17 protein-coding genes and 1 riboswitch are annotated in these 25,832 nt (G+C 57.9%); of the genes, 7 read left to right on the top strand and 10 right to left on the bottom strand.

Annotated elements, in window-relative coordinates; genetic code table 11:
• Positions 1 to 461: 461 nt before the first annotated feature.
• The 7 genes from KI811_RS11630 to KI811_RS18650 all read left to right on the top strand — a co-directional run bounded on the left by KI811_RS11630 (position 462) and on the right by KI811_RS18650 (position 13,232).
• Positions 462 to 2,240 (top strand): FKBP-type peptidyl-prolyl cis-trans isomerase N-terminal domain-containing protein, encoded by a 1,779-nt coding sequence (locus KI811_RS11630; protein WP_214186640.1) that lies wholly within the window; start codon positions 462 to 464, stop codon positions 2,238 to 2,240.
• A gap of 56 nt (positions 2,241 to 2,296) precedes the next feature.
• Entirely contained in the window at positions 2,297 to 2,536 is a 240-nt protein-coding gene (locus KI811_RS11625) for a hypothetical protein (protein WP_214186639.1), read from the top strand.
• 59 nt (positions 2,537 to 2,595) lie between these two features.
• Positions 2,596 to 6,186 (top strand): FG-GAP-like repeat-containing protein, encoded by a 3,591-nt coding sequence (locus KI811_RS11620; RefSeq protein WP_246551708.1) that lies wholly within the window; start codon positions 2,596 to 2,598, stop codon positions 6,184 to 6,186.
• Positions 6,187 to 6,513: 327 nt separating this feature from the next.
• Positions 6,514 to 6,825: a hypothetical protein gene (locus tag KI811_RS11615; protein WP_214186638.1), complete on the top strand. Its 312-nt coding sequence runs from the start codon at positions 6,514 to 6,516 to the stop codon at positions 6,823 to 6,825.
• 35 nt (positions 6,826 to 6,860) lie between these two features.
• Positions 6,861 to 7,646: an FKBP-type peptidyl-prolyl cis-trans isomerase N-terminal domain-containing protein gene (locus KI811_RS11610; RefSeq protein WP_214186637.1), complete on the top strand. Its 786-nt coding sequence runs from the start codon at positions 6,861 to 6,863 to the stop codon at positions 7,644 to 7,646.
• Positions 7,647 to 7,798: 152 nt separating this feature from the next.
• Positions 7,799 to 11,080, top strand: coding sequence for an FG-GAP-like repeat-containing protein (locus tag KI811_RS11605; RefSeq protein ID WP_214186636.1), 3,282 nt, complete (start codon positions 7,799 to 7,801; stop codon positions 11,078 to 11,080).
• Positions 11,081 to 11,396: 316 nt separating this feature from the next.
• A riboswitch (cyclic di-GMP riboswitch) is annotated at positions 11,397 to 11,473 on the top strand.
• Positions 11,474 to 11,627: 154 nt separating this feature from the next.
• Positions 11,628 to 13,232, top strand: coding sequence for an FG-GAP repeat domain-containing protein (locus KI811_RS18650; RefSeq protein WP_246551706.1), 1,605 nt, complete (start codon positions 11,628 to 11,630; stop codon positions 13,230 to 13,232).
• Between the two features lie 5 nt (positions 13,233 to 13,237).
• Here KI811_RS18650 and KI811_RS11590 read toward each other — a convergent pair whose 3' ends face one another.
• Genes KI811_RS11590 through KI811_RS11545 form a run of 10 tightly spaced genes read right to left on the bottom strand, consistent with a single transcriptional unit; the run spans position 13,238 to position 25,831 of the window.
• Entirely contained in the window at positions 13,238 to 14,425 is a 1,188-nt protein-coding gene (locus KI811_RS11590) for a DUF1972 domain-containing protein (protein ID WP_214186635.1), read from the bottom strand.
• Positions 14,426 to 14,430: 5 nt separating this feature from the next.
• Positions 14,431 to 15,342 (bottom strand): class I SAM-dependent methyltransferase, encoded by a 912-nt coding sequence (locus KI811_RS11585; RefSeq protein WP_214186634.1) that lies wholly within the window; start codon positions 15,340 to 15,342, stop codon positions 14,431 to 14,433.
• Positions 15,335 to 16,507 carry a glycosyltransferase family 4 protein gene (locus tag KI811_RS11580; protein ID WP_214186633.1) on the bottom strand — a complete coding sequence of 391 codons (1,173 nt, stop codon included), beginning with the start codon at positions 16,505 to 16,507 and terminating at the stop codon, positions 15,335 to 15,337. The genes KI811_RS11585 and KI811_RS11580 overlap by 8 nt, the downstream gene beginning before the upstream one ends.
• Positions 16,504 to 18,501, bottom strand: coding sequence for an asparagine synthase (glutamine-hydrolyzing) (gene asnB / locus KI811_RS11575; protein WP_214186632.1), 1,998 nt, complete (start codon positions 18,499 to 18,501; stop codon positions 16,504 to 16,506). Before asnB ends, KI811_RS11580 begins: the two co-directional genes overlap by 4 nt.
• 30 nt (positions 18,502 to 18,531) lie before the next feature.
• Positions 18,532 to 20,727 (bottom strand): right-handed parallel beta-helix repeat-containing protein, encoded by a 2,196-nt coding sequence (locus tag KI811_RS11570; protein WP_214186631.1) that lies wholly within the window; start codon positions 20,725 to 20,727, stop codon positions 18,532 to 18,534.
• A gap of 57 nt (positions 20,728 to 20,784) precedes the next feature.
• Positions 20,785 to 21,612 carry a class I SAM-dependent methyltransferase gene (locus KI811_RS11565; protein WP_214186630.1) on the bottom strand — a complete coding sequence of 276 codons (828 nt, stop codon included), beginning with the start codon at positions 21,610 to 21,612 and terminating at the stop codon, positions 20,785 to 20,787.
• Positions 21,613 to 21,652: 40 nt separating this feature from the next.
• Positions 21,653 to 22,579 (bottom strand): glycosyltransferase family 2 protein, encoded by a 927-nt coding sequence (locus tag KI811_RS11560; RefSeq protein WP_214186629.1) that lies wholly within the window; start codon positions 22,577 to 22,579, stop codon positions 21,653 to 21,655.
• A complete protein-coding gene (locus KI811_RS11555; RefSeq protein WP_214186628.1) occupies positions 22,563 to 23,768 on the bottom strand; it encodes a hypothetical protein in 1,206 nt (401 codons plus the stop codon). The genes KI811_RS11560 and KI811_RS11555 overlap by 17 nt, the downstream gene beginning before the upstream one ends.
• Before the next feature lie 45 nt (positions 23,769 to 23,813).
• Positions 23,814 to 24,782: a glycosyltransferase family 2 protein gene (locus tag KI811_RS11550; RefSeq protein ID WP_214186627.1), complete on the bottom strand. Its 969-nt coding sequence runs from the start codon at positions 24,780 to 24,782 to the stop codon at positions 23,814 to 23,816.
• Positions 24,779 to 25,831: a class I SAM-dependent methyltransferase gene (locus KI811_RS11545; protein ID WP_214186626.1), complete on the bottom strand. Its 1,053-nt coding sequence runs from the start codon at positions 25,829 to 25,831 to the stop codon at positions 24,779 to 24,781. Before KI811_RS11545 ends, KI811_RS11550 begins: the two co-directional genes overlap by 4 nt.
• Position 25,832 lies beyond the last annotated feature (1 nt).

Below are 25,832 nucleotides of genomic sequence, written 5' to 3'. Positions count from 1 at the left end.
AGGCCGGGTGAGGGATGAGGCAGGGTTTGAATCAGGGCCACATTGAGAATTAAAAAACCCACAAAGAGAATAACAAGACGATTCTACAGGCGATATGTGCAGGTGTCCGTATTTTTACTAGGACATCATATGCGGAGTTTATAGGCGATTGCGACAGCTTTGTTAAGTGTTTGTCTTATACATTCAGACCACCTCGTATCACTCCTACCGTACTTCAGTCATCGGAAAATTTCTGTCTAACGATAGTACTGACTGCCGGTTAACCACACACAAATACCTATAAACCATTTCCCTGACACCTATGACAAATACAGATGGCCACCGAATAGAGCGGCGGCTGTTATTTCGTATAGTTTTATCCTAAATCGGACCGCCAGGCCAGACAGTGCGCAGCCCTTCATCGAACACCTCCGGCAAAGTTAGCATAGGCTTATTGACAGATTCCAAGAGGACTTCCACCTATGAGACTCGTCATTCCCTGTATCACTTCATTTCTCATTACGGCCGTTCTCACCCCCTTCGTCATCCGCATCGCGACTGCCTGCAGGTGCGTTGATGTGCCGGGCGAGCGACGATTGCACCGGAGGCCGACTCCCCGGTGGGGGGGGGCGGCTTTTTTCGCCGGGGTGCTCCCCTTTCTGTTTGTCGAGAGCCATGGCGGAGAATTGGCGTCGTTCATTGCCGCGTCGTTCATTCTGGTCGGCATGGGGATGGTGGATGACCGTTCCTCCCTCGACTGGAAAATGAAATTTGCCGTCATGGCGGCCGCGGCCACAATCGTCATATTCGGCGGCAACGTCACCATCAACCACATCGGAGTCTTTGGCTCGCTGGGGAAGTTGGACCTGGGGATGTTAAGCATTCCCTTCACCTACATCGGCATCATTGGCATCACCAACGCCATCAACCTCCTCGACGGTCTCGACGGCCTGGCAGGCGGCGTGTCGCTTCTGGGGTTCCTGTTCATGGGGATCGCGGCCCTCCTTGCGGGCAACGTGCCGGTAGCAGTCATCTGCTTTGCCTATGTGGGGGCACTGGGGGCCTTTCTCCTCTTCAACTTCCCCAACGCCCGAATCTTCATGGGGGACACGGGTAGCCTCTTTCTCGGGTTCTCTCTTGCCTTCGTGGCCGTGCTCCTCACGCAGGGCGCAAAAGACTCGGTGGACTCCATGTTCCCGGTGCTCGTGCTTCTCATCCCCATCTTCGACACGCTCCGGGTACTACTGGTACGGCTGCTGAAAAAGAGGAATCCGTTCCGGGCAGACAACCTTCATCTCCACTACCTGATGGTGCGCAGGAATATTGCTCCGGTAAACGTGACGCTCCTCTTCTGGGCGGTCACGGCCCTCTTCGGCTCCATTGCCCTGCTCCTCACGGACCGGCCATCGGCCTCGTATCTTTCCGTGGTGCTGTATGCCGCGTCGTTCCTGAGCCTGATCGCCGCCACCCTGACCCAGGGAGTGGAGGCCGGCATGGAAGCGAAACCGGTTGAAATCAGCTCCTACGATGCGGCCAGACAGCAGCAGTACACCCCCAAGGAAGGGACGATTACCGTCAGGCTGATGTTTGTCCTTGGCGTCGTTTTCCTGGCAACCCAAGTCTTTGCCGAGGGACCGGCCATTCTCAAGACCCAGCGGGACAAGGTCAATTACGCCATCGGCGTCAACATGGTGAGAAATTTCACGCAGCAGTCGGTCGAAATCGACCTGGACATGCTGATGCGGGGAATGAGGGACGCGCGTTCGGGCGGCAAACTCCTTATGACCGAGGAAGAGATCCGCAAAACCACGCTTGCCGTTCAGGAAGAGGTGCGAAAGAGACAGAAGATGGCCCCCATAATAGCTGCCAAAGAGGGGCAGGCATTCCTGGCTGAAAACAAAACCAAGGAGGGAGTGGTGACCCTGCCGAGCGGCCTCCAGTACAAGATACTGAAGGCAGGTAACGGCAGAACCCCCACGGACGCGGACATGGTTCTCTGCGACTACCGTGGCACCCTCCTGAATGGCGCTGAATTCGACCGGTCCTATCCTGGCCGGCCGGTGACGTTCAGTGTCAGTGAAGGAGGGGGAATCCCCGGCCTGAGCGAAGCGTTGAAACTGATGCCGGTGAACTCGAAGTGGCAACTCTTTATCCCCTCCCAACTGGCATACGGAGAGCGGGGACGGACAAGCCTCATCGGATCGCCGGTCGGGCCCAATGAGACAATCATCGTAGAGGTGGAGCTTCTTGCCATCAAGTGAACGACGTATGAAGCAATCGTGCAGGGAATTGCGCATACGGAAAGGAGAAAAAGACCATGAGAACATCAATGGCATTGGCAAGCGGGTTTTTTCTGGCAGGGTTGACGGTTGCGGCGGTGGGTGCGGGACCGAACGCCGGTTCCGGGAATCCGGATAAAAAACAGAGCGTACAGGGAAAACAGACCACCGCCCCAACCCCGAAGAAAGCCGTATTATCCAAACGCAATCAGGCCAAGATCGAAGTGGAAGAAATGAAAAAGATGAAACAGCAGTTGCAGACCGGCGGCTCGAACTAGAATCACGTACGGTTTATGCGGAGCAGGATTGCTTACACACGCAATCCAAAGGAGGATTCATGAACGGGCAACGTTTTTCAATCATTATGGGCCTGGTACTGGCCCTGGCTGCCCTTCCCCTGGGAGGCAAGCCGGCCTTCGCAGGTCCAGGGACCAGGGCAACACCGCCGGCACCTGACTACCCTGCGTCCGCAACGCCCAGCGGAGGCACGTTCTACGCCAATAGCCCCGCTGGCACCTGGAAATACACTAACGTCATGGGCACCTACAGTAGCGCTTCCAGCAATTCCGGCACCCCTCTCAGGAAGTTTGTCGACTCGCTGCCGGGACTTGGGTCCGGCGCACGCCCTGCGGGCACGGCACTGGGCGCAAACAACCTCGGGCAGTACATCCCCATTGCAGCTCCCGATACAGCCACCTACCCCGGCTCGGATTTTTACCAGATCGGCCTGCGTGACTACCGGGTACGGATGCATTCGGACCTCCCGCTCACAACGGATACGTTGGGAACCGGCACCAAGCTCAGGGGGTACTACCAGAAAAATGGCACGGACCACTCGTCGAATTACCTGGGACCTCTGATCATTGCCCAGAAGAACAGGCCGGTGCGCATCAAGTTCTTTAACGAGCTTGGCGCCAACGGCGCGGGCGACCTCTTCATACCTGTGGACACGACGTACATGGGTGCGGGAATGGGCCCCAACGGCATGGATAACTACACACAGAACCGGGCCGATCTTCATCTCCATGGCGGGCACTCCCCCTGGATCAGCGATGGGACCCCCCACCAGTGGATCACCCCGGCCGGGGAGACGAGCACTCCCTACACCTCAGGCGTGAGCTTGAAAAACGTTCCCGACATGGATGGCGGGATCGAGCCGGCCGGCGCCTCCACCTATTTCTGGACCAACAACCAGAGCGGCAGGATGCTGTTCTACCACGACCATTCCTATGGGATCACACGCCTCAACGTCTATGCCGGCGAAGCAGCGGGGTACCTCATCGTTGACCCGACGGAAGAGAACGCACTGGCTGCCGCGGGGGTCCCGGGAACACTGGGGACGACAGCGGATCTGGCGCATTTGATCCCCCTGGTCATTCAGGACAAGACGTTCGTGCCCCAGGACGTGGCCGTCCAGGATACGAAATGGAACAACCCCAAATGGGGCACCTATGGCGACCTGTGGTTCCCCCATGTCTACGAAACGAACCAATGGCCGACCAACCCGGACCTGAGCGGCGCGAACAACTTCGGCCGGTGGGACTACGGCCCCTGGTTCTGGCCCATATTCCCCGCCGCGATTCCCGGGCTGCCGACAATGAACGTATCCGGCGTGCCTGAAGGTTTCATGGATACGCCCCTTGTCAACGGCACGGCCTACCCGTATCTCGACGTGCAGCCGCAGGCGTACCGGCTCCGGATCCTGAATGCGGCCAACGACCGGATGTTCAACCTTTCTTTCTTTACCGCCGACCCCACCCTTACCCCCTTTGACGCCGTGACCGGCCTGCCGAATCCCGGGTATCAAAAGGAAGTCAAGATGGTTCCGGCAATTCCGCGACCGGCCTGCAGCGCAACCGTCACCACAAACTGCACCTGCACCGGAGCACCCGGAACGCCGGTTGGCTGTTTCCCCCCGACCTGGCCCACGGATTCGAGGGCTGGCGGAGTACCCGATCCGGCAACGGCCGGCCCGCCGATGATCCAGATAGGCTCTGAAGGCGGCCTGCTGCCGGCGCCTGCCGTGATCAATCCCCAACCGGTCAACTATGAATACAACCGCAGAAACGTGGTGGTCCTGAACGTTTCGGACAAAGCGCTCTTCCTGGGGCCGGCGGAACGGGCCGACGTCATCGTCGACTTTTCCGCCTATGCCGGCAAGACCGTCATCCTTTACAACGACGCCCCCGCGCCGGTGCCGGCGTTCGACCCGCGCAACGACTACTACACGGGCAGCCCGGATAACACCTCGTCGGGCGGCGCACCTTCGACAATGGCCGGTTACGGTCCCAACACCCGGACCATCATGCAGTTCCGGGTAGCGGCTGCCACTCCGGTGCCCTTCAATCAGACACCGTTGACCACGGCTCTGCCGACGATCTATGGGGCGTCACAGCCCGCGCCGGTGGTTCCGCAAACCGGTTATCCCGGCCCGTATAAAGCAACGGCCGATACCTATTCGAGGATATCGGACACCTCCCTGACCTTTACGCCGGTCGGCGCCACCACGCCGGTAACGATGACGATGAAGTCGAAGGCGATCCAAGAGCTTTTCACCCCCGATTATGGCCGGATGAACGCCACCCTGGGGGTTGAACTCCCCTTTACCAACGCCCTTATCCAGACGACGATCCCCCTGGGTTACATTGACCCGGCAACCGAACAGCTCAACAACAACCAGCCCCAGATCTGGAAGATCACCCATAACGGCGTTGACACCCATGCCATCCATTTCCACCTGTTCGACGTGCAGGTAATCAACCGGGTCGGCTGGGACGGCATGATTCGGCCACCCGACGCCAACGAACTGGGGTGGAAGGACACGGTCAGGATGCACCCGCTTGAAGACATCGTTGTCGCCCTGAGACCGACGGCGCCGCCGGTGCCGTTCCCTCTCCCCAACAGCGTCAGGCCTCTCGACGTTACGATGCCTCTTGGTACCACAACACAATTTACCGGCGTTGATCCGTTGACCAATACGCCGATTACCGTTACCAACGAGTTAACAAACTTCGAGCACGAGTACGTTTGGCACTGCCATCTCCTGGGTCATGAAGAAAACGACATGATGCGGCCGGTTGTATTCGCCACCAAGCCGCCACAGGGTGACTTCAGCGGTCTCGGCAAAACCGATATCGCCGTCTGGCGCCCCGGCACCACCGGCCAGTGGTGGATCAAAACGTCCACTACCACGCCCGTTGTAATAAACCAGGGAACAACTGGAGATAAGCTCGTTCCCGGCGACTACGACGGCGACAGGAAGACCGACGTGGCCGTATGGCGCCCCTCCGACGGCAGCTGGTACATTACCAACAGTTCCAACGGGACGGCCAGTACCATCAGTTACGGAACCAATGGCGACATCCCCGTTCCCGGCGACTACGACGGCATCGGCAAGACCGAGACAGCAGTGTGGCGTCCCTCCAACGGCACTTGGTATATCCTCAACAATGCCAATGGGACGCAGCGCTCCGAAAATTACGGCACCAACGGCGATATCCCTGTTGCCGGCGACTACGACGGCGACGGCAAGACCGACATAGCCGTCTGGCGTCCATCCAATGGCAGATGGTACATCAAGAACAGCGGCTCAACCACACAGACGGTCGTCAGCTACGGGGCGAACGGCGATACCCCCGTTCCCGGCGATTACGACGGCGACAACAAGACCGACATAGCCGTCTGGCGCAACGGAACGTGGTACATCAAGAACAGCGCCACCAATACCCAAACTGTCGTGAATTTCGGAACCGCCGGCGACATTCCGGTCCCCGGCGACTACGAAAACCTCGGCAGAACGGAAATCGCCGTATGGCGTCCATCCAATGGCAACTGGTACATCCTCAATCCCGTTACCCATTTGCAAACCACCGTCAACTGGGGCGCCCCGACAGACTCACCCATCAAGGTGTTCCAACCCGTCAAGTAATTGTGAAGAGTACATGGGCGGAATCGGAAAGGCCGGCAGAAATGCCGGCCTTTCCACGTTAGGACAAAGTACGACGCGGGGCTCATAGAGGTTTGGGAAGCACTAGGACAAGGTCACACCGCTCTATCAGAAAGTCTCAACAAGAAAACAGACGTACGCCGATTACACAAAATGCCGCTGAAAAATATACTTTGTTCAACAACAAAGCATTAGTTGAACCGGTGACTGAATCTCAAACCTGATGTAGGGGCGCTGCTTGCCGCGCCCTGATTGGGCGGAGCAAGCGCCGCCCCTACGGTTTATAACCCGTTGGTCGAGGGGTTATCCATGAAACTAGCTATCGTGGCCGGAATGGTGTTACTGCCGCACGTTCTGTTTGCAGAGACCGACTGCCGGATCGATGAATATCCGGATCATTACGTGGCCATATGCAACGGAGAAGAAAAAGCCGAACCGCAGGCGTCCCAATCATCGGCTTCGGATCAATCTGCAGCAGCAACACCGGGAACGTCGATTCAGACCGCAATCCAGGATCACTCAACGGATAGCGTCAACGGGTCCAGACTTGGCCGCATGTCCAAATCGCGCATAGAAGCTGCGGTTATCGCTCGTAACAGGCTTCTGCAGGAGAACGAGTGATCCGGCATATCCAAAAATCAAGGAGGAATCAGTACATGATCCGGTTTTCGCATCTGAAATGGGGTGATTGCTCGCGGAAGTCTCCCGAATTCGCACCTGTGCTTCCCTGCCTCAGGGACAATCGCGGCGCCAGGAGAAGTATCCCCATAGGAATCTGGGGATTGATCCTGCTGTCCTGTTCGGTATCCCCCGCCGTCAGCCAGGAGATCAAGGGAGAGAAGGCAAAGCTCAACTACAGCGTTGGCTACCAGGTTGGCAGCGACTTCAAGGCCAATGGCGTAGAGCTTGATTCCGAGGCCCTCATGCAGGGAGTTCGGGATGCCATCAACCAGAAAGGGCCGTCTGTGTCCACAGACGAAATGCACACCGTCCTGATCGGACTCAAGAAGAAGATTGATGCCGCTGAACAGTCAAGCAGCAGACAGAAGAGCGCCGAGTATCGCCAGGCCAGCGAGAAGTTTCTGCAGGAAAACGCCCGCAAAGAGGGGGTGAAGGTCCTGCCGGACGGTGTTCAGTACAAGATCATCCGCGAAGGGAGCGGCAAGATGCCCACCCTGAACGATGATGTCAAGGTCCACTACCGCATCTCGCGGATAGACGGGAAGGAGTTGGGCAACACCTATGACGGCGGCATTCCGAGAACCGTCTCCGTGGCAAAGGCGCTCCCTGCCCTGAAGGAGGTCCTGCCGAAGATGCCCGAAGGGTCGAAATGGCAGATCGTGATCCCCACCGCCACCGCCGCCGGAGGCCGGGATCCCCTCAATGAGCAGGGAGTCTTGATCTACGACGTGGAACTGCTTTCCGTTGTTCCGCCCCAATAGATGCGGCATCGGCTGTCTTTACTCCTCCAGGAAAGGTGGTGATCGGAAAATCAGCACGGGACGCTGTAGTCAGCGCTGAATCCATCTCTGAAGCGAAAAGCCGGGATGGCGAGCAACGGGCATGAGGCCCGGAACACGAAGGAGGCATACATATGAACGATCACCCACCATGGAAAACAGGAACCAGATTGCTTTCCGCCCTTACCTTTCTAGGTCTGAGCATCACCTCGACCGCCTACGCAGTGCCTCTGCCGGGGGGGACCGTCGACCCCACAAGCATCCCCAAATACGTCACCCCCCTGGTCATCCCCCCGGTGATGCCCACCAGTGTCGCGTCACCGGCCCCGGCAGCCAACTATGACATCGCTGTCCGCCAGTTCAAGCAGCAGATCCTTCCCGGCGGCATCTGGGGGAGCAGCTTCCCCAACCCCCTCGCTGCTGTCCCGGCAACGGTAGGCCCCTTCCCCGCCACAACGGTCTGGAGCTACGGCCGGGCATCGGATCCGCAACCCGACTCGTCGGCGATTGTGGGGGGTGCCGTAGGGGTCGCGCCGGCCACGAACTCCACCTTCAACTATCCGGCGTTTACCGTGGAAAACACCTCGAACGTGGCAACATCGGTGCGCTGGATCAACGATCTGGTCGCCGATCCGGTTGCCTGCGCGGCATCTCCCAACAAGACCGTCGCGGCCTGTAATTTCATCCCCCATCTGTTCAGCGTGGACCAGACCATACACTGGGCCAACCCGACCGGCACGGGGTGCGTCATGGCGATGACCCCCAACGGGGTCGATTGCCACACCACGAACCCGGCTCCCTACACCGGTCCTGTCCCGACGGTGACCCATGTCCACGGCGCCCACGTCATGCCTCACAGCGACGGCTATCCCGAATCATGGTGGCTCCCCGGCACTCCCGGCACAAAGGGGATTCCGGCCACCTATGTGGAGCATGGCACGAGATACGACCAGGCCAACACCGCCAACACCATTGCCGGTTCGGCCTACTTCAACTATCTCAACAGCCAGCCGGCTACCACGATCTGGTATCACGACCATACCCTCGGCATGACCCGCCTTAACGTCTATGCCGGCCCGGCCGGCTTCTGGCTGATCAGGGGAGGTGCGAACGATACGGCAGCCGGCGTTCTCCCCGGCCCGGCGCCAACCGTGGGGCAGGACCCAAACCTGACCCCCGCGACCCGCAACGCCATCCGTGAGGTGCCCATCGTCATCCAGGACCGCTCGTTCGATTGGGCCGATGCCGCCGGGAACACGCTCCCCACGTCGGTGGGGGCCACCCAGGCCAAGCTGTTTTATCCGGCCAGCCGCCTCTTCTTCGACGGATTCACCGGACCGTATATCGGCGGCACCGGCACGCCGACCGGCCCCTCGGACATCTCCCCCATACTCAACCCCGAGGCGTTCTTCAACACGATGGTGGTCAACGGCACAACCTGGCCGAAGTTCACCGTGGCGCCGACCAAGTACCGTTTCCGCTTTCTGGACGGCTGCAACTCCCGGACCCTCAACCTCTCGATGTACGTCGTAACCGCCGGCGTCGACGGCAAATGGGGCACGGCGGACGACGTCAAGACCGCCACGGAAATCCCCTTCTACCAGATCGGCGGCGACCAGGGCTTCCTGCCCAAGGTCGTCAAGATCACCAAGGGGTTCGCCACGGCGCTTCCCGGCAACGGGACCATCCCGGTGGCCGTGGCTGCGCCTTCAACCGAACAGGGCCTGCTCCTGGGACCGGCTGAACGGGCCGACGTGATCATTGATTTCACCGGTCTGGCCAACGGAACCCATGTTCGCATTTTCAACACCGGCCCCGACGCCCCCTTCCAAGGGTTCCCGGCCAATCTGGCCCTCTACGCCCCAGCCGACCCCCTCACCTCCGGCCAGGTAATGGATTTTGTCGTAGACTCCGTAGCCGTACCCGTGCTCCCAAGCGACGCAACCAGAACGGCAGTGCAGAACCTCGTCCTCCCGGCAGAGGCCGCGCTCGGGGCATCGGTACCCCAACCCCGCAAGGTTTCCCTCAACGAACTTGACTCCAACCAGGTCTGCGTGGAAGTCAATGCGCTCACCGGGGCAATCGTGCGCACGCTTTTCAGCACCACGGCCGGGGATCCGAACTTCCTGGCCAACTGCGCAAAGGCAGTGGTCGCAGCGGGTAACGTGGCATTGCCGGAAGGCCCCCGCATTACGCTCCTTGGCACGCTCTCCGCCAACGGGCTTGTTTCGGTACCGCTGAACTGGAGTGACCCTCTCACCGAACTGCCAGCTCTCAACAGCACCGAGACCTGGGAAATCTACAACACCACCTTGGATGGGCACCCTGTCCACCTGCATCTGGTGCGGTTCGAGCTGGTCAACCGGCAGAACCTGCTCGCCGGCACCCTGACGCCGAACCCTGCGGCCGGCATGACCACTCTCCCGAACCCCAACGAACTGGGGTACAAAGACACCATAATCGCCCTGCCCGGACAGGTTACCCGGATCAAGGCCAAGTTCGACATCGAAGGGCTCTATGTCTGGCACTGCCATATCGTCGAGCATGAAGACAACGAGATGATGCGCCCCTATGTCGTGCACAAAGCGCGGCTCAACGCGGATTTCGACGGCGACGGCAAAACGGACATGGCGGTCTGGCGGCCAAGCACGGGGGACTGGCTGCACTATTCATCATTCGACGGCATGACTCACACGGTTAATTTCGGAACGACCGGGGACAAACTGGTTCCCGGCGATTACGACGGTGACGGCAGGGTCGACATGGCTGTCTGGCGCCCCTCCAACGGCCACTGGTACTTCATGAACAGCACCACCGGCGCGCAGAGCACCGTAAGCTACGGGACCATCGGCGACACCCCCGTTCCCGGCGACTACGACGGCGACGGCAAGACCGACATAGCCGTCTGGCGCGGCGGCACCTGGTTCATCAAGAACAGCACCACCGGCACCCAGAGCACCCCAAGTTACGGGACCACCGGCGACACCCCCGTTCCCGGCGATTACGACGGCGACGGCAAGACCGACCTGGCCGTGTGGCGACCCTCCAACGGGACCTGGTACATCATGAACAGCGCCACCGGCACCCAGACAACCGCCAGCTACGGGACCACCGGCGACGTTGTCGTTCCCGGCGACTACGACGGCGACGGCAAGACCGACATAGCCGTCTGGCGCAATGGTACCTGGTACATCAAGAACAGCTCCAACGGCACGCAAAGCGTCATCAATTACGGAACGGTCGGCGATATCCCCGTACCGGGTGACTACGACAACATCGGCAGGACCAGCATCGCTGTCTGGCGTCCTTCCAATGGAACCTGGTATATCCTGGACCCCGTCACCGGCAAGCAACGGACCAAGAACTGGGGCGTGTCTACCGACCAGCCCGTCCAGGCGAACCAGCCGGTGAAGTAATTCTACGTAGTCCCTTGTTACCCCTCACCCCTGCCCTCTCCCCCCGGGAGAGGGTGGCCGAAGGCCGGGTGAGGGAAGGAATGTGACAAAGCAGAGGTAAAAAGCAGCCACGTTAGCAAGCAGTGAAGGCCGGCAGCAATGCCGGCCTTCCTTTTTGCGCTCCTCAATCCGTACCCCGCAAGATTCTCCTCTCAGCCCTCCCTGCCCTCCCACGCCTTCCCCGGCTATGCCTCCCGTATTCCATTAAAAATATTTTTTTTGACATTGTTTGCCCCGTTAAGGCACAAATAAATTACAAGTTCGCAACAGCATAGATACACGACAATACTCAACCATCCGCGAGGATGGGGCGGAAAGCCTACAGGGTCTCCAGCAGACAGCCGGGTTGCCGAAATATCTCACAGGATAGCGGTCCCGGCTTTTTTGTGCGCAAAAATCCGGGCAACCATCAGCACAGGGGAGGATCAATTCAGCGGATGTCAGGAGAAAAGAGACGTTGTATTCGAGGGGAAAAAAGTATCTTTCGAGGAATGGAAAAGGAGTCTGCATGCAAGTAATCAGTAAGACATCGGTGTTTTTCGCCTTCGCGATGGCATTGGCGACATTTCAGTTCTGGGGCGGCGAGGCGCAGGCATACCCCGCATACTTCACGGCCAATTGCGCCGGCTGCCACGCTTCCCCGGTAACGGCCACCTGCAATGGTTGCCATCACCACGGCCCGGTATCCTTGAAGGGGACCACCAACAAGACCTCATATGCGCCGGGCGAGACCGTATCGGTGACCATCAGCGGCGGGAGCCAGAGCGGCTGGGTAAGGGCCATCCTTTACGATCAGAATAACACGCGCGTTGCCGTATCAAACGGCAATGCCAGCGGCATGGGAAGCTCGACCACGTTCCCGGCGGTGCTGACCGCGCCGGCGCCGACAACACCGGGCACCTACACCTGGAAAGCGGCCTGGTTCGGCAACAGCTATGACACCGGCAATGCGACCGCCGCCGCCCACGGCGAAGTATCGGTGAACACCAACTCCTTCACTGTCGTCGTCCCCGCCGACACGACCGCTCCCGTGGTCAGCAGCTTTACCCTTCCCGCTACCACCACCAACCCGGTCGTGCCGGTCACGAGCTTCACCGCCACCGACAACGTGGCTGTCACCGGTTACCTGATCACCACGAGCGCCACTGCTCCGGCAGCAACCGCCGCCGGCTGGAGCGCCGCCGCGCCGGCCACCGTCAACGCCGCTGCCGGCAATAACACCTTCTATGCCTGGGCCAAGGACGCAGCGGGGAACGTCTCGCTGTCCAAAAGCGCCACCGTTACCGTTGTCGGCAAAATCATCTCCAGAGACTTCGATGGTGACGGCAAGACCGACCTGGCGGTATTGGATCCCCAAAGCTACAACTGGTTCATCCTGAACAGCGCTTCCGGCAAGCAAAGTGTCGTGAATTACGGGACTTCCGGCGACATCGCCGTCCCCGGCGACTACGATGGCGACAAAAAAGCCGATATCGCGGTATGGCGCCCCTCCAACGGCACCTGGTACATCACCAACAGCTCCACCGGCGCCCAGAGCGTCGTGAAATTCGGGACTGCCGGCGACATCCCCGTCCCCGGCGACTACGATGTCGACGGCAAGGCCGATATCGCGGTATGGCGTCCCTCCAACGGCACCTGGTACATCATTAACAGCTCCACCGGGGCCCAAAGCGTCGTGAATTTCGGAACCTCGGGAGATACCCCCGTTCCCGGCGACTATGACGGCGACGGCAAGACCGATATGGCTGTATGGCGCCCCTCCAACGGCACCTGGTACATCATCAACAGCTCCACCGGCGCCCAGAGCGTCGCGAAGTACGGGACAGCCACCGACACCCCCGTCCCCGGCGACTACGACGGCGACGGCAAGACCGATATCGCGGTATGGCGCAGCGGCACCTGGTTCATCACGAACAGCGCCACGAAAACACAAAGTGTCGTCAATTTCGGGACCACCGGCGACATCCCGGTTCCGGGCGATTACGACGGTACGGGCAGGACTGAAAGCGCTGTCTGGCGTTCAGCGGAAGGGAACTGGTACATCATGAACGGCATGACCGGCGCCCAACGCATCCTTCAGTTGGGGATACCGACCGACAAACCTGTCAAGTAAGACTATCACGTAAGATTCCGTCTACCAAGGCCGGCAGAAATGCCGGCCTTTTTTTCAGCCGGAATTGTCCCGGGCAACAGCGCATTGACCTTGATCTGACCGCAATGGATCTGAAGAAGGTCGAGGTATCGTTCGGCGATTGCGCTCCAGTCGTACGCTTCCCTGATCCTGGTTTGCGCCTTGCTCGCAAGGGCGGCCGTTTCCACTGGGGAGAGAGATTCGACCGCCTTCAGGAGAGCCGGGATGGCGGTGGATGATGAGAAATAGAAGCCGATATCACCCACAACCTCGCGGTTGAAGATATTGTCGTGGGCAATGACGAGATTGCCGCAGCCGAGTGCTTCAAGCAGCGAGGGGTTTGTCCCCCCCACCGAATGGCCGTGGAAGTACGCGGACGCATGATAGCGGAGCGCCCGCAGCTCGTCCCTGTCGTAGACCCCCCCCACGAGCCTGACGCGCGGGCCGGCCAGAGTCCGCAGATTTCTCGCGTAATCGGTGGTCACCATATGGTTGCCGGCAACGACCAGCGGAATGTTGGTTTCGTGGGCGCGGTACCCTTCGATGATTTCCCGGATGTGATTTTCAGGCTCGATGCGGGCGACCGCCAGGTAGTACCCGCCGGGCTCAAGATTCCACTTGCGCAGGAGCGAGGCGTCCGGAGGCGTGTCCGCGACCGGGGCTCCGTAGGGGATCACGCTGCAGGGGGACGAGAGGCGGTGCCGCGATTCGAGGTGAGCCCTTATCCCGTCGGCATCGGCGATGATCCGGTCGGGAACCCACGTGGACAGCCATTCCATCGTTTTGAAGTAGAGCTTTGCCGCTCCGTTCCATTTTCCCCGCGCCCATTCGATGCCGTCCACATTGAGCCAGACGTCTGTTCCCCACAATTGCGGGATCAGGCAGAAGGGGGCCGCGCCATACCCCAGCATATAGACGACGTCGTAGGAGTTTCGGGCATGCCACAGGCAGCGCAGATCGAACAGGACCGTGGTCAGGGGGCCGCAGGCGGTTGCCGGGATATGGACGAGCCTGATCCCCCGGTATTCCCCCGGCTGATCGGTGCCATTAGCCTCGCAGTAGACCGTCACCTCGGTTCCCCGGGCGACCAGGCGGAGGGCGAGCTCTTCGGCAAAGGTTTCGAAGCCTCCGTAACGTGCGGGTATCCCCCGCGTGCCGAGTATGGCCAGTCTCATGGCTGTTACCTCCCCGCTACGATAATCTGTGATATGTAGCGAATGCCGAGCCGGTGAAGCCCCTTGTCGAGGGGCGTGAGAAGAAGATTGGCCGTCCCGCGAAGCCGGTTCATGCCGCGGCGCAGGCCGGTCGTGATCCGCTCGCATTTGAATTCGCCCCCCCGCAGGCTGCTGCGGTCCTTTGCCCGGAAGAAAGTCCCCAGGTAGTGGCGGACAAGCTCGTAGGTGCTCATCTGCTCCGCGGCATAGAGGCTCTTCATGCCGAGGCCGGACAGGCAGGCGTTCAGCGATGCGATGGTGAATCTCGACAGATGGTGCGGGGGATAATCGAGGGGGGGACGCCAGCACATGTTGTTGTTGGGCGTCGATATGATGATCACACCGTCATCCTTGAGCAGTTTCAGGACCTTTTCCAGAAACGGCCTCACCTCCGGCACATGCTCCAGCACCTCGAAGAGCGTTATCACGTCGAAGCGCATTCCCCGGGCGATGCACTGGTCAACCGAAAGGGACGAGACCCGGGAACCGAGCCCGAGAGCCTGCTGCCCATAGGCCACGGCTTTGGTGTTGAAGTCGATTCCATGGGCATCGAATCCCAGGGAGAGCAGTTTTTTCACAAAGAACCCGTTGAAGCACCCCACATCCAGCACCGCCGCGTTACCCGACGGGTACCTCGACTGCAAAAAGTCCACGGCGTTCCGGTGATGCCACAGGATGAGATCCTCATGGGTGCTGGCGACCGTCAGATCATCGCAATAATCGGTGTCGTTTTCATAGAGGTGCGCGGCAATGGCGGCAGCGGGCGAGCGGAAGCTCTCGTATCCGCACTCCTCGCACCTGGCGTGGTCATAGGCGCCGTAGGGGGCAATGCTCTTCATGCTTGTGGAAGCGCAGCACGCGCATTGACGGTCATTCACTGTTCAGGCTCCCCTGGTAACGGCCGAGCGTCAGGTCGGCCAGCCACGCTGCGTCGTACTTCGTCTCACAGTATCTGCGCGACCGGCTCCTGGCGGCGGTCAGCATCTCCCCGTCCACCGCCAGGAGCTTCGCCACGAGGGACTGCTCGTCCCCTTTCCTGCACAGGTAACCATTCCACCCGTCTATGACCGTTTCCCTGCACCCGGGCATGTCGGTGGTCACTATCGCCTTGCCGAGCGCCAGGGCCTCGATCAGGGAACGGGGCGTCCCTTCCCGGTAGGACGAGGGGAGGACCACGATATCGGAGGCAATCATGTAGTCCTTGATATTGTCCTTGAACCCCAGGTACTTGACGCCGCAGTCAGCGGCATACTGCTCTATCCCCTCCTTGCTGATCCTTCGGGCGGCGTCGGCGTCCACGAGCCCCAGGTGCAGGAATGCATAGGCGTCCGGCTCCAGGGCGTTGATGGTCTTTGCCGCCCGGTAAAATTCGAAGAACCCCTTTTCCGGCACTCCCCGGGCGGGAAAGAGCGCCACCTTGCGGCCGCGCAGATCGACTCCCAGCTCATCACCCAGCATTGCCCTGGCCCGCGCGATTTCTTCCGTTGCCGGGAGCCGGTATTCGTCGAGGTCCAGCCCCGAGCCATAGGTCAACACGGCTTTTCCCGGCCCCACGAGCTTTTTCGATACGAAATACTCCATGTCGTCCGGATTCTGGAAAAAGACCGTATCCACGAAACCGAGCGCGAATTTGTACTGGGCGAGGAGGAGATAGCGCATCAATCGGGTCTTGGGATCATCGTGGACGAACAGGGAGCCGAGACCCGTTATGGTGATGAAGATCCCCTTCACTCCGGCGAGCCGGGCGGCAATCGAGCCGAAGATTGCCGGCTTGTGGGTGAAATTGTGGACCACATCCGGTTTCAGGCGCCTGACCATGGCATAGAGCGCCCTGAGCAACCGCACGTTGCTGAGGGGGGAGACCGAATGCCGTGCGAAATCGAGCTGAAGCGGGTTCACCCCCAGTGCGTTCAGGGGCTCGAAGTATCGGCTGGCCGCGCTTATGGAATCAACCTCGTGGCCGCAGGCGACCAGCCTGTTGATGATCGGCTTGCGGAACACATAGAGCGCGCCGTCGGTGTTGCAGATCATGAGCACTTTCATGGCCTATTTTCCCGTTCGAGCCACGACTGGAACATCAGCACGTCCCACAGGTGGAATTCCCAGTCCCGGCGGCCGGAAACGTGCTCCAGCCATTTTTGCCGCACTGGCCTGGGGTCCAGAAACCCTTCGCGCGCCAGCCGGGACTCATCGAGAAGCTGCTCGGCCCATTCGCGCAACGGCCCCCGCAACCACGCACCCAGCGGGATGCCGAAACCATGCTTCGGGCGCTCCACAAGCTCTTTCGGGACATGCCTGTTGAGCACCTGGCGCAATATCCACTTGCTTTGGCCGCCGCGGATCTTCAGGCCGAGGGGCAGCCTCCAGGCAAATTCCACGACCCGGTGATCGAGAAACGGCACCCGTGTTTCCAGGCTTACCCCCATCGCTGCCCGGTCGATTTTCACGAGAATATCGTCGGGGAGATAGGTGACGCTGTCCATGAGCATGAGCTTTTCCGGCATGCTGAAGGAATCGAGCCGGTTGGGTATCCGGCAGGCCGGCGCGCGGAAGGCGGATCTCCCCCCGACGACCACCGGGTCGTCCTGCTGCCAGTGGGAGATGCATATCTCGTACATCGATGCGGGGGAATCCGCCCGGATCAGTTCGGCAAGCCGGTACGCCTTGTACACGGGGGCGTGGACCCTGTCGATGGAGGGGAGATACGAAAGAGCGGTTTGAAGCCGGTCCGGCGGGAGAAACCTGATTTTGTCGGACAGGGCTCGCCGCAACGGCAACGGGCACCAGCCGATTCTCTTCCAGATCCTCTGGAGCCAGCTGTGGCGGACGTATCCCCCGAACAGCTCGTCCCCGCCGTCTCCGGACAGGGAAACCGTAACGTGCTCCCGTGCCAGCCGGGAGACCAGGAACGTGGGGATGTGCGAAGGGTCCGAAAACGGCTCATCATAGAGCTCCGGCAGACGCGGGATCACCGCCAGCGAATCACCGGGCGACACGTACAGCTCGGTATGGTCGGTTCCCAGAAGGGAGGCGATCTTCCGGGCATATTCCGCCTCGTTGCAGTCATCCTCGTGAAAACCGATGGTGAAGGTCTTCACCGGCCGGGACGAGTGGGCCTGCATCAGGGCCACGATGGTGGTCGAGTCCACCCCCCCCGACAGGAATGCGCCCAGCGGCACATCGGAGATCTGCTGCGCCAGCACGGCTTCCGTCAGGACCCGCTCAAGCTCGCGTACCGTTTCGCTCTCCGTTCCCTCAAAGGGGCGGGCATGCCCCTGCTCCGCCGCCTCCAGCAATGACCAGTATGGGCGAAGGGAAACCCCCTCCCCCTGAAACAGCTTGAAGGGTGGATCGGCGGCATCCCAGGGGGCGATTCCGCGGCCCGTGCTTCGCAGAGTAAGTATGGTTCCCGGCCAGAGCTTGTAGATGCCGCGATAGATCGAATGGGGCGTGGGAATGCAACTGTGGCGCATGAGGAGGGCAACGGCGTCGCGGTTGATTTCCGCGTCGAACCCCGGATAGGCCCGCAGCGCCTTCAGCTCCGAGGCAAAGAGGAAAACGCCCCGGCTCCAGCCGTAGTACAGCGGCTTTTCTCCCATGCGGTCGCGGGCAAGGGAGAGCGTTCTCTCCGCTTTGTCCCACACCGCAAGGGCAAACATGCCGATCGATCGCTTGAGGGTAGCCTCGATTCCCCACGCTTCGAATCCGGCCAGGAGGGTCTCCGTGTCCGAATGCCCCCTCCAGGGCTCGAACGCCGCCAGGTCCTTCCGCAGTGCCTGATGATTGTAAATCTCGCCGTTGAAGACGATCGTGAACCGCCCGGAACGCGACTCCATGGGCTGGTGGCCGGCGGGAGAAAGATCCAGGATGGAGAGCCGGCGGTGCCCTAGGCCGACACCCGCCCCCTGGTCGGACCACACGCCGCCGTCATCGGGTCCGCGGTGCATGAGGGCATCCGACATGAGCCGTGCGTTGGCCTGCATGGCGTCAGGTCCGCATTGCAGTGAAAAATCCATGAAACCGGTTATGCCGCACATTGGTTCAATGCCCTCTGCCGCCGCGCTCCCTCAGAACGAGTTGCCGGCCACGCTCTTGGGAGTCGAATTGAGAAAAGCCGGCCCGCTATACTTTCCGGAGTGGGTATTGTTCATGATGATGTCATCTCCGGAAAAATCCTTGTCTGAATACCCTGAACCAACGAGTATTTCGAACGGACGGTCAACGTCAGCATCGGAATCGAATCTGTTGCCGTAGATTTTGTTCGAGCCGACCCCGCCTGCTGTGAACGTATAGATAATTGACCCTTTGCCGTTTACCACGGCATTATTGGATATGTCGCAATAGTTAGGTCTTGTTACGGTCAGATTTATTCCGGTAAGTTTGTTTCCGGTAATTTTGGAATGCTTGAATTGCCCGTCGTTGACTATCAGAGGCACGTCTTTTACGGCCGAAACGATCTCGTTATCGATTATCTCCATGCCGTCGATTGCCCCCACGCAGTGAATGCCGTTGTTGAAGCCCGCTATCTTGTTCCCTTTGATGATGACGGCGTAGTTCAAATCCATTGAGAAGGGAGCGCTGATGGTCACGTTGATGTCGTTGCCGACAATTGTCAGGGAATCGGGCTTGAGGGGCGGCGCATCGGCACCGACCACCGCCTCCACGAGCTTGTTGATCCCCCTCCCCCTGAAAATGTTCCCTTTGAGTATTGTGGCTCCCTGGTTGGGGTCCACCGAAGCCTGGCCGAAGAGGATGTACAACAGGGGGTTGATGTTCGTCCCGCCGGAGAAGAACACCGTGTTGGTACTGAACTCGAACTTGTAGGGGCGGTACAGCTGGAGACCGTATTTGGTGGTGAAACGGTTGTCGCGCATGGTGATGTTCGCCATGCTGCCGTTGGGTTGCTCGGGAAGGATGTAATCGTAGTTCGACGCATCGTTGAGGCTTATGACGATGGGAGAGTACCCTTCCGTCGGGCCGGCGTCTCCGTTTATCACGAACGCGGAGCCTCCCCCGCCGCCGATGAGCTTGTTGTTGGTAATGAGCGAGCCGCCGTTTACCCGGCTCGATGACAGGGTGACGCCGTTGCGGCCAGGTCCGCCGACGATGGTGTTTCCTTCCACTGTCGTATCGTTCATCCTGGCGAACTGGGGAGAGGCAAGGGCAATCCCCGCCTGCACATAGTTTCCCTTGATCAGGTGATGGTTATTGATCTCCCCATCCCAGTTCGCTTCGACATCGATGCCGACTCCCGTCCCGACATGTTTGATCGTGCAATCGAGAATCTTGTTGTATTTACCCGTTATCAGGGCGATGCCGGTCCGGGCGTTGTTCTCTATGCGGCAGTTCCTGATGGTGATGTAATCGCTGCCGCCGTGGAGGGTATATCCGACGAGTATCCCGTCCAGCCGCGCGTTTATCAGGAGGCAATTCTCGACCGTGATGCGGGCGGCCTGATTCAAGGAGATATCGGCGCCCATGGCCGAGCCGTTCTGCCCGACATCGCCCAGGGTATTCCGGGCCTTGTTCCCGTCGATCACCAGATCCCTGATGATCACATCGGTCACGATATATGTCGAATTCTTCTCGTCCCTCGCCCGCACGCCGTTGTCGAACCAGGTTCCGCCATGATGGTTGAGGGTCGTGCCGATAACGTTCGCCGCGAAGTTCCCCTTGTCGTCGGCGCCGGAGCCGTTGATGCTCCGCATGTGGGCATTCGGAGGCAGCTTGAGCAGTGACCCCTCCCCCTGCCCGATGATGTTCACCCCTGTTTTGAGCTGGAGATTCGCAACGATGTAGGTGCCCCGGGTAACGAGCATGTCTCCATTGGCAACGGCGTTGATCGCCTTCTGCACCAGGGCCGATTCCTCCGTCATGCCGTCCCCCCGCGCGCCGAACCACTTGATTCGGGCGGAGCTCAAATTGACCACGCTCCCCGTGCCGCTGAAAATGCGATAGTCGCCCGCATCAGGCCTGTTCCCCTGGAAATCCAGAACTCCATTGACGCTGATCAACCCGCCGGCAGTGACGTAAATCTTCCTGTCGGCTGGAATCGTCACGCTTGTGCAACTGACCGGCGTGCTCACAAGAATGACGTTGCCGGCGGTTCTGCTGCTGGCCACGGCAGCTTCAAAGCTCGGGAAGAGTTTCACATCGAGCACTGTCGGGCTTGCGGCGAAGACCATGGGTGCGGCAATGTTAAGAACAACAGCACTCGATAGAAGTATCCCAAGCATAAGGAACGATATAGCGCTATGTCTCACGTCACACCTCTTCAATATTTCGTTCAGTTCTGGACAAGACTGACAGAGAACCGGGATTTATTTTTTGTATCCAATTGCACACCAATATGGAGCTGAATCGCTGAATTTGATCATACTCAACCCAGCTCTTTCCATCATCTCCTTAATCTCACTAGCAGTAAATCTCCGCTCCAATTGAGTGCCAAACCGGTCGAGTGCGTCTGTTCTCATGGAATAAAAACTTATCTTCCTGTATCCGGCAAGAGGGAAAGAGTCTACTGTGAAGCCAATCTTTTCCAGTAGCAAAGCGGATTTTGCAAGGGGATAATAAACAGTCAATGCAATTAGTTGAGTAATCCAATACCGAAGTCCGTAGGGAAGTCGGGAGATAATGGACCGAAAAAGCTCTGTGCACTTCCATAATTTCGCAAACCATGGCGGACGGTTGTCAAAGGCATAGTAGATATAGAGCAAGAGAGGGGCTCCACGCTTCAATTTCGAGACACAAGCTTTGATACCCTCAAAGGTATCCGGCACATGATGCAGGACGCCAAGAGAATACCCGAAATCCATCGAATTATCTTCCAACGGCATTTCATCAACACTTGCCAGATGAAATACACAATTATCCTTTTCGGATAAATTCCGTTTGGCAACTTCAAGAGCTTTTTCGCTTGCTTCAATACAGTGCAGTTCTCCAACATTGTCTGCAAACAATCTTGCCCATCTGCCGCTGCCGCAGCCGAGATCGAAGCCCTTTGATTGCTGGGTAATTATTTCAAAAGGGAATATATTGAAATATCTGTAAAACATTCCAGACAACTCTTGTTCAGGCGCCCCGGATTGATCAAACCTGCTCCATTCGTCGCCAAATCCATTCACTGTCTCCGCATTCAAATTTTTCATAAATCCTCCAACAGTGCAGATGTAGCTGTTTCTGTATTACTCAATACCTGTTGATCAGGATCAGCATCTGCAGTATTAGGTTGTCTGTAAAGGTCTGCCTGTAAACGCGTTGCTTACAACTCAAATATTTTATTCTGCGGAAGAGAGATTTTCGTGAGTCGATGAACTGCCTTATCACTTCCCTGCTTTCACCAGCCAATTCTCCGCCGTAGGTTTTCCAGAAACCATTTGCCTGGGGATAACACCCAAAAAAGCTTTGATTATTCCTGTTAATGAAATTCGAGATTCTTTTTCTAAAATCAGAAAAAAACGTTACGGTCCCACCGATAACATTGCCTTCATGCTGTCGATATTTCATTGAAATGAAATCATCGCGGATAACTGATCCGAACGCGGAAACAACGACATAGAGCCACCAGTCATGCATCATGACCTGTGGAGGCCATGCGTGTTTCAACAGCAGTTTTCGAGCGGCATCGTTAATCACAACCGTGCATCCCTGTGCGATATTCTGAACGAGGGCGTTATTCAAACCGGCCTTTCTTGCGATATTCCGCGAGTATCCCAGATGACGCAGATCAGTAGATACGTATTCCAAATTGGCACAGTAGAGCAACGGGCCGGCATTGTCGTATGTTGAGAGCACTTGTACAGCCCGCTCCACTTTGTCAGGCATCCATACGTCATCCTGATCGGCAAAAGCGACGAATTGACATTCCGGATCGGCATCCTGTAACAACCGGTAAAAACTCCCGACAATTCCGACGTTCTTATGCAAAACAAACTTTATACGATCATCGGTAGCGGCATATCGCGAAAGGATATCTGGCGTACTGTCTTTTGACCCGTCGTCTCTAATTGTCAATCTGATATCGGAATAGGTCTGTGACAGAATGCTTTCAATCTGTTCAGCAACAAACCTTTCCCCATTGTAGGTGGACATCAGAATCTCAACGCACGCTTTCATGTCTTCTCCAATAGAAATCCGTCGCCATGGCCATGAACATGAGAAACGTCGGGCTGAGCAGGACCGGATTGGTGCCCGCGGCAATGAAGAGCGACAGAAGGGCCAATCCCAAGGCTCGCTCTTCGGCCTGTTGCGAGCGGAAGAGCCGGTACGAGACCGTCAGGACGAAGGCAGTGAAGGCCAAGAACCACGGCAGCCCGAATTTTCTGATTGCATTGAGATGGTCGAGCTCGATGTTCGAGACATAGGCTCCAAGGTTCTGCGCGTAGAAAACACCCCCTGGCCCCTGCCCTATCAGGAGGCTGACCGGATTCTCCCCGAACATGGTGTACAGGGAATCCAGATAGCCGATCCGGACCTGCGCCGTTTCCGCCTCGCCGGTCAGGCTCCGAAGCAGCTCTTCGGTAAACTGCTCAAAACCGAGAACCAGTGGTGTGATCGCTATGAACAGTACTATGACTGCTGCCTTGTACCGTCTATCGCCTCTATGCATGAGCAGGAAGTACAGTGTGAACAACAGGCAGAGGGCAAAACCGGCCTTGGAAAACGCGACAACAAGTGCCAGCAAGGCAATCAGTGCGTGTATCGGCTTTGCCATGAATAAAAAGTAAACATAAACCGGCACCAGGAAAAGCGTAGCCTTTAGATAAACGTTCGGCATGAATATGTTTCCGAACGGACGATACCCGATATATCCATGGGCTTCGGAACTGAACATTCGCATGAAGATATCCGCAAAGGGACTGGTAAACCACATCAGCAGATAGAGAGCAATCACGATAACAGCCAATGAGAGCATGGTGTATAGGAATACGGAGAGCGCATAGTGCGGGCGTACTGACTGTATGACAAGAAAGAAGACGATTGACGCCGGGAAAGCTGTCATTTGGTTAATGGCAAGTGAGAGTTCAGCCCCTGCGGTCAGGCTGTGAAGCAGGGCCAGAACCGGCCACAGCAGGAAAAGGAACATGAACAGGTGGCTTGTCGGCCTATCCATGGGAAACGGCTTGAAGTGCAAAGTCAAATAGAGCAGGGCAACGGCAAACGATGCGTACTTTATTCCGAACCCCCCGCCCATGTCGTAGATATTGGCAAACCACAACAACAGGACAACACCCTGGCCGAGAAATTGGCTCCGGCATTCCGGAAAGCTTTCCTGATTCATGGCGTGAATCGATTGCGAGTTCATTGGCAGCCCGTTGGTAATGCGTGCAAGCCCACTGTCATAATAAAATTAATCGCCCCAGAATATATCCTTGCAAAAGCTCAAATACCCGTTGGAATAATTATGATATCTTCTGTTTATCAATTCATAGGTGGCTTCTATGGTTTTAATGATTTTTGGACTCTTGCAAATACTGTTACGCACTTCCAGGTGTTCTATCTTGTCGCATAATTTTGCAATGGCATAATCGTTACATCTCAGGTTCAATTGGCGTAGATGATCAAGCAACATTTCATACTTGGCGATCTGCGCATGATAATCGGTTATTGATCGTGCAAAGTTCTTATGGTCGGTAAAATTTCTTTTGACACTGCCAATCTGCTGATTGCTATGCTGACGATAGTCGATCAGATTTTTGTCAATGAAATCAATCTTCGAATAGATGGATATCAAGAGAGCTATCCACGCGTCATGGACCCATGCGACAGGTATCGGGACGACGATGTCGCGCAAGGAGGAACGAAAGGCCATGGTCGCGCCCGTGACAACATCATGATTCAGAAGCACTTCCAGCGCCCTCCCCTTCTCGAAGCAGCTTTTTTGCTTCTTCTTGAAGCGGAAGGTATCCCAGAGGGTATACCCCAAGGGTGACAGGTCGTCGCCGACCACCGCGCCATTGGAGAAGACCGCCCCCGTCAGCGGCGAATCGAGAAAAGCCCGTTCAATCAGTTCAAGCTTGTCGCGATGCCAGACGTCATCCTGATCCGACAAAGCGATAATGTCTCCGCCGCAAAGGCCGATGGCACATTCGAAGTTTTTGGTTGAGCCGACATTTTTGTCGCTTCGGGATGGTTTCACCGTGAACGGGGCTGAAGCGGCAAAATCATCCACTATCTGCGGGGTCATGTCCGACGAGCCGTCGTCGCAAATTATCAGCTCATCCGGCAGCCTTGTCTGGCGCGCAATGCTGTCCAACTGCTCCCGCAGGTACCTTTCACCGTTGTAGGTGCACAGCGCTATGGAAATCCGCGTTCTCACGGCTTGATCCCCAGGAGCGATATTTCCTCGCCTTTGCGGGGAAATACCTTGAGCAGCGCCCCTTCCGCCAAACGGAGCGACAGCATGAGAGTTTTCGTACAGAGCCCTGGCTGGGTCCCCATGACAAAGTCGCCACGCTTTTTAATGGAATGACTTCCCCAGAACAGGGCATGGGCATCGCGGATGGTTGTCCTGGCAGTAATGGAGCTAAAGCCGGCAGAGTGTGCGAGAGCCTGGAGTGCCCTGCAGTTGAAGAGGGCAAGGTGGCGTGGCGGATCGAGGTGGAGCCAGGAACGTTTGTAGATGCGGCTCCCCATCGACTCCATGTTTGGCGTTACCATGCTCAGTACCCCGCCGGGCTTCAGTATCCTGTGGCATTCGACAAGCAGGCACTTTGGGTCGGCTACATGCTCGATCACGTGACTCATTATGATGGCATCGAACTCCCTGTCCCGGTAACGCTGTTCCTCAAGGGACCCGAGGGCTACGCGCAACCCCTTGTGACGGGCGTTCTCAACCGCTGCAGGATCAAAATCGATGCCTTCGATCTCCCACCCCAGTGCGCCCATGAAATTCAGCATCTGCCCGTTCCCGCAGCCTATTTCGAGCAAGCGCCCACGGGGTTTGGCCGGCAGGTACATTACGCTGAAATCCACATCGGCCCGCCTTCCCGGGAAAAAATACATGAGGAACCCGAGCAATTTGTATCGGGACGGGACCTGACCGCCAAAGTAGCCGTACGCCAGCGACAGATAACAGTCTCTGACAAAGCGATATCCTCGTTTGATGATATTTTCGGCCACAATAACGGTGTCCTGATGGGTATAGTATGTGGCGTACGCCTTCCAGAGATCCTCTTTGAGCGGTGCAGGATCGAGCCACACAAGTCCGCATCCCGCGTTGGGACATTTTTTCAACGCCCACTCGCCAGGCACGCCAAACAGCCTGTCCCGAAGATCGACATAGAGAACATCGCCATGCTGACCGCATAAAATACAGTCGGGTTTGGGCTCGGTTCGGATGCCATTCTCTTCTGCTGCGTTATCCATA

It is taken from the genome of Geobacter hydrogenophilus (genome assembly GCF_018501225.1).
Taxonomy (GTDB): domain Bacteria; phylum Desulfobacterota; class Desulfuromonadia; order Geobacterales; family Geobacteraceae; genus Geobacter; species Geobacter hydrogenophilus.
Note: the sequence above shows the minus strand (reverse complement) of the source record. Positions and strands in the feature narration are given on the sequence as shown.

Coding starts and splice junctions, on each gene's coding strand:
- KI811_RS11590 (WP_214186635.1), bottom strand. CDS start 14,425: ATGAGACTGGCCATACTCGGCACGCGGGGGATACCCGCACGTTACGGA.
- KI811_RS11580 (WP_214186633.1), bottom strand. CDS start 16,507: ATGAAAGTGCTCATGATCTGCAACACCGACGGCGCGCTCTATGTGTTC.
- KI811_RS11555 (WP_214186628.1), bottom strand. CDS start 23,768: ATGAACTCGCAATCGATTCACGCCATGAATCAGGAAAGCTTTCCGGAA.
- KI811_RS11620 (WP_246551708.1), top strand. CDS start 2,596: ATGAACGGGCAACGTTTTTCAATCATTATGGGCCTGGTACTGGCCCTG.
- KI811_RS18650 (WP_246551706.1), top strand. CDS start 11,628: ATGCAAGTAATCAGTAAGACATCGGTGTTTTTCGCCTTCGCGATGGCA.
- KI811_RS11545 (WP_214186626.1), bottom strand. CDS start 25,831: ATGGATAACGCAGCAGAAGAGAATGGCATCCGAACCGAGCCCAAACCC.
- KI811_RS11625 (WP_214186639.1), top strand. CDS start 2,297: ATGAGAACATCAATGGCATTGGCAAGCGGGTTTTTTCTGGCAGGGTTG.
- KI811_RS11630 (WP_214186640.1), top strand. CDS start 462: ATGAGACTCGTCATTCCCTGTATCACTTCATTTCTCATTACGGCCGTT.
- KI811_RS11615 (WP_214186638.1), top strand. CDS start 6,514: ATGAAACTAGCTATCGTGGCCGGAATGGTGTTACTGCCGCACGTTCTG.
- KI811_RS11605 (WP_214186636.1), top strand. CDS start 7,799: ATGAACGATCACCCACCATGGAAAACAGGAACCAGATTGCTTTCCGCC.
- asnB (WP_214186632.1), bottom strand. CDS start 18,501: ATGTGCGGCATAACCGGTTTCATGGATTTTTCACTGCAATGCGGACCT.
- KI811_RS11610 (WP_214186637.1), top strand. CDS start 6,861: ATGATCCGGTTTTCGCATCTGAAATGGGGTGATTGCTCGCGGAAGTCT.
- KI811_RS11565 (WP_214186630.1), bottom strand. CDS start 21,612: ATGAAAAATTTGAATGCGGAGACAGTGAATGGATTTGGCGACGAATGG.
- KI811_RS11560 (WP_214186629.1), bottom strand. CDS start 22,579: ATGAAAGCGTGCGTTGAGATTCTGATGTCCACCTACAATGGGGAAAGG.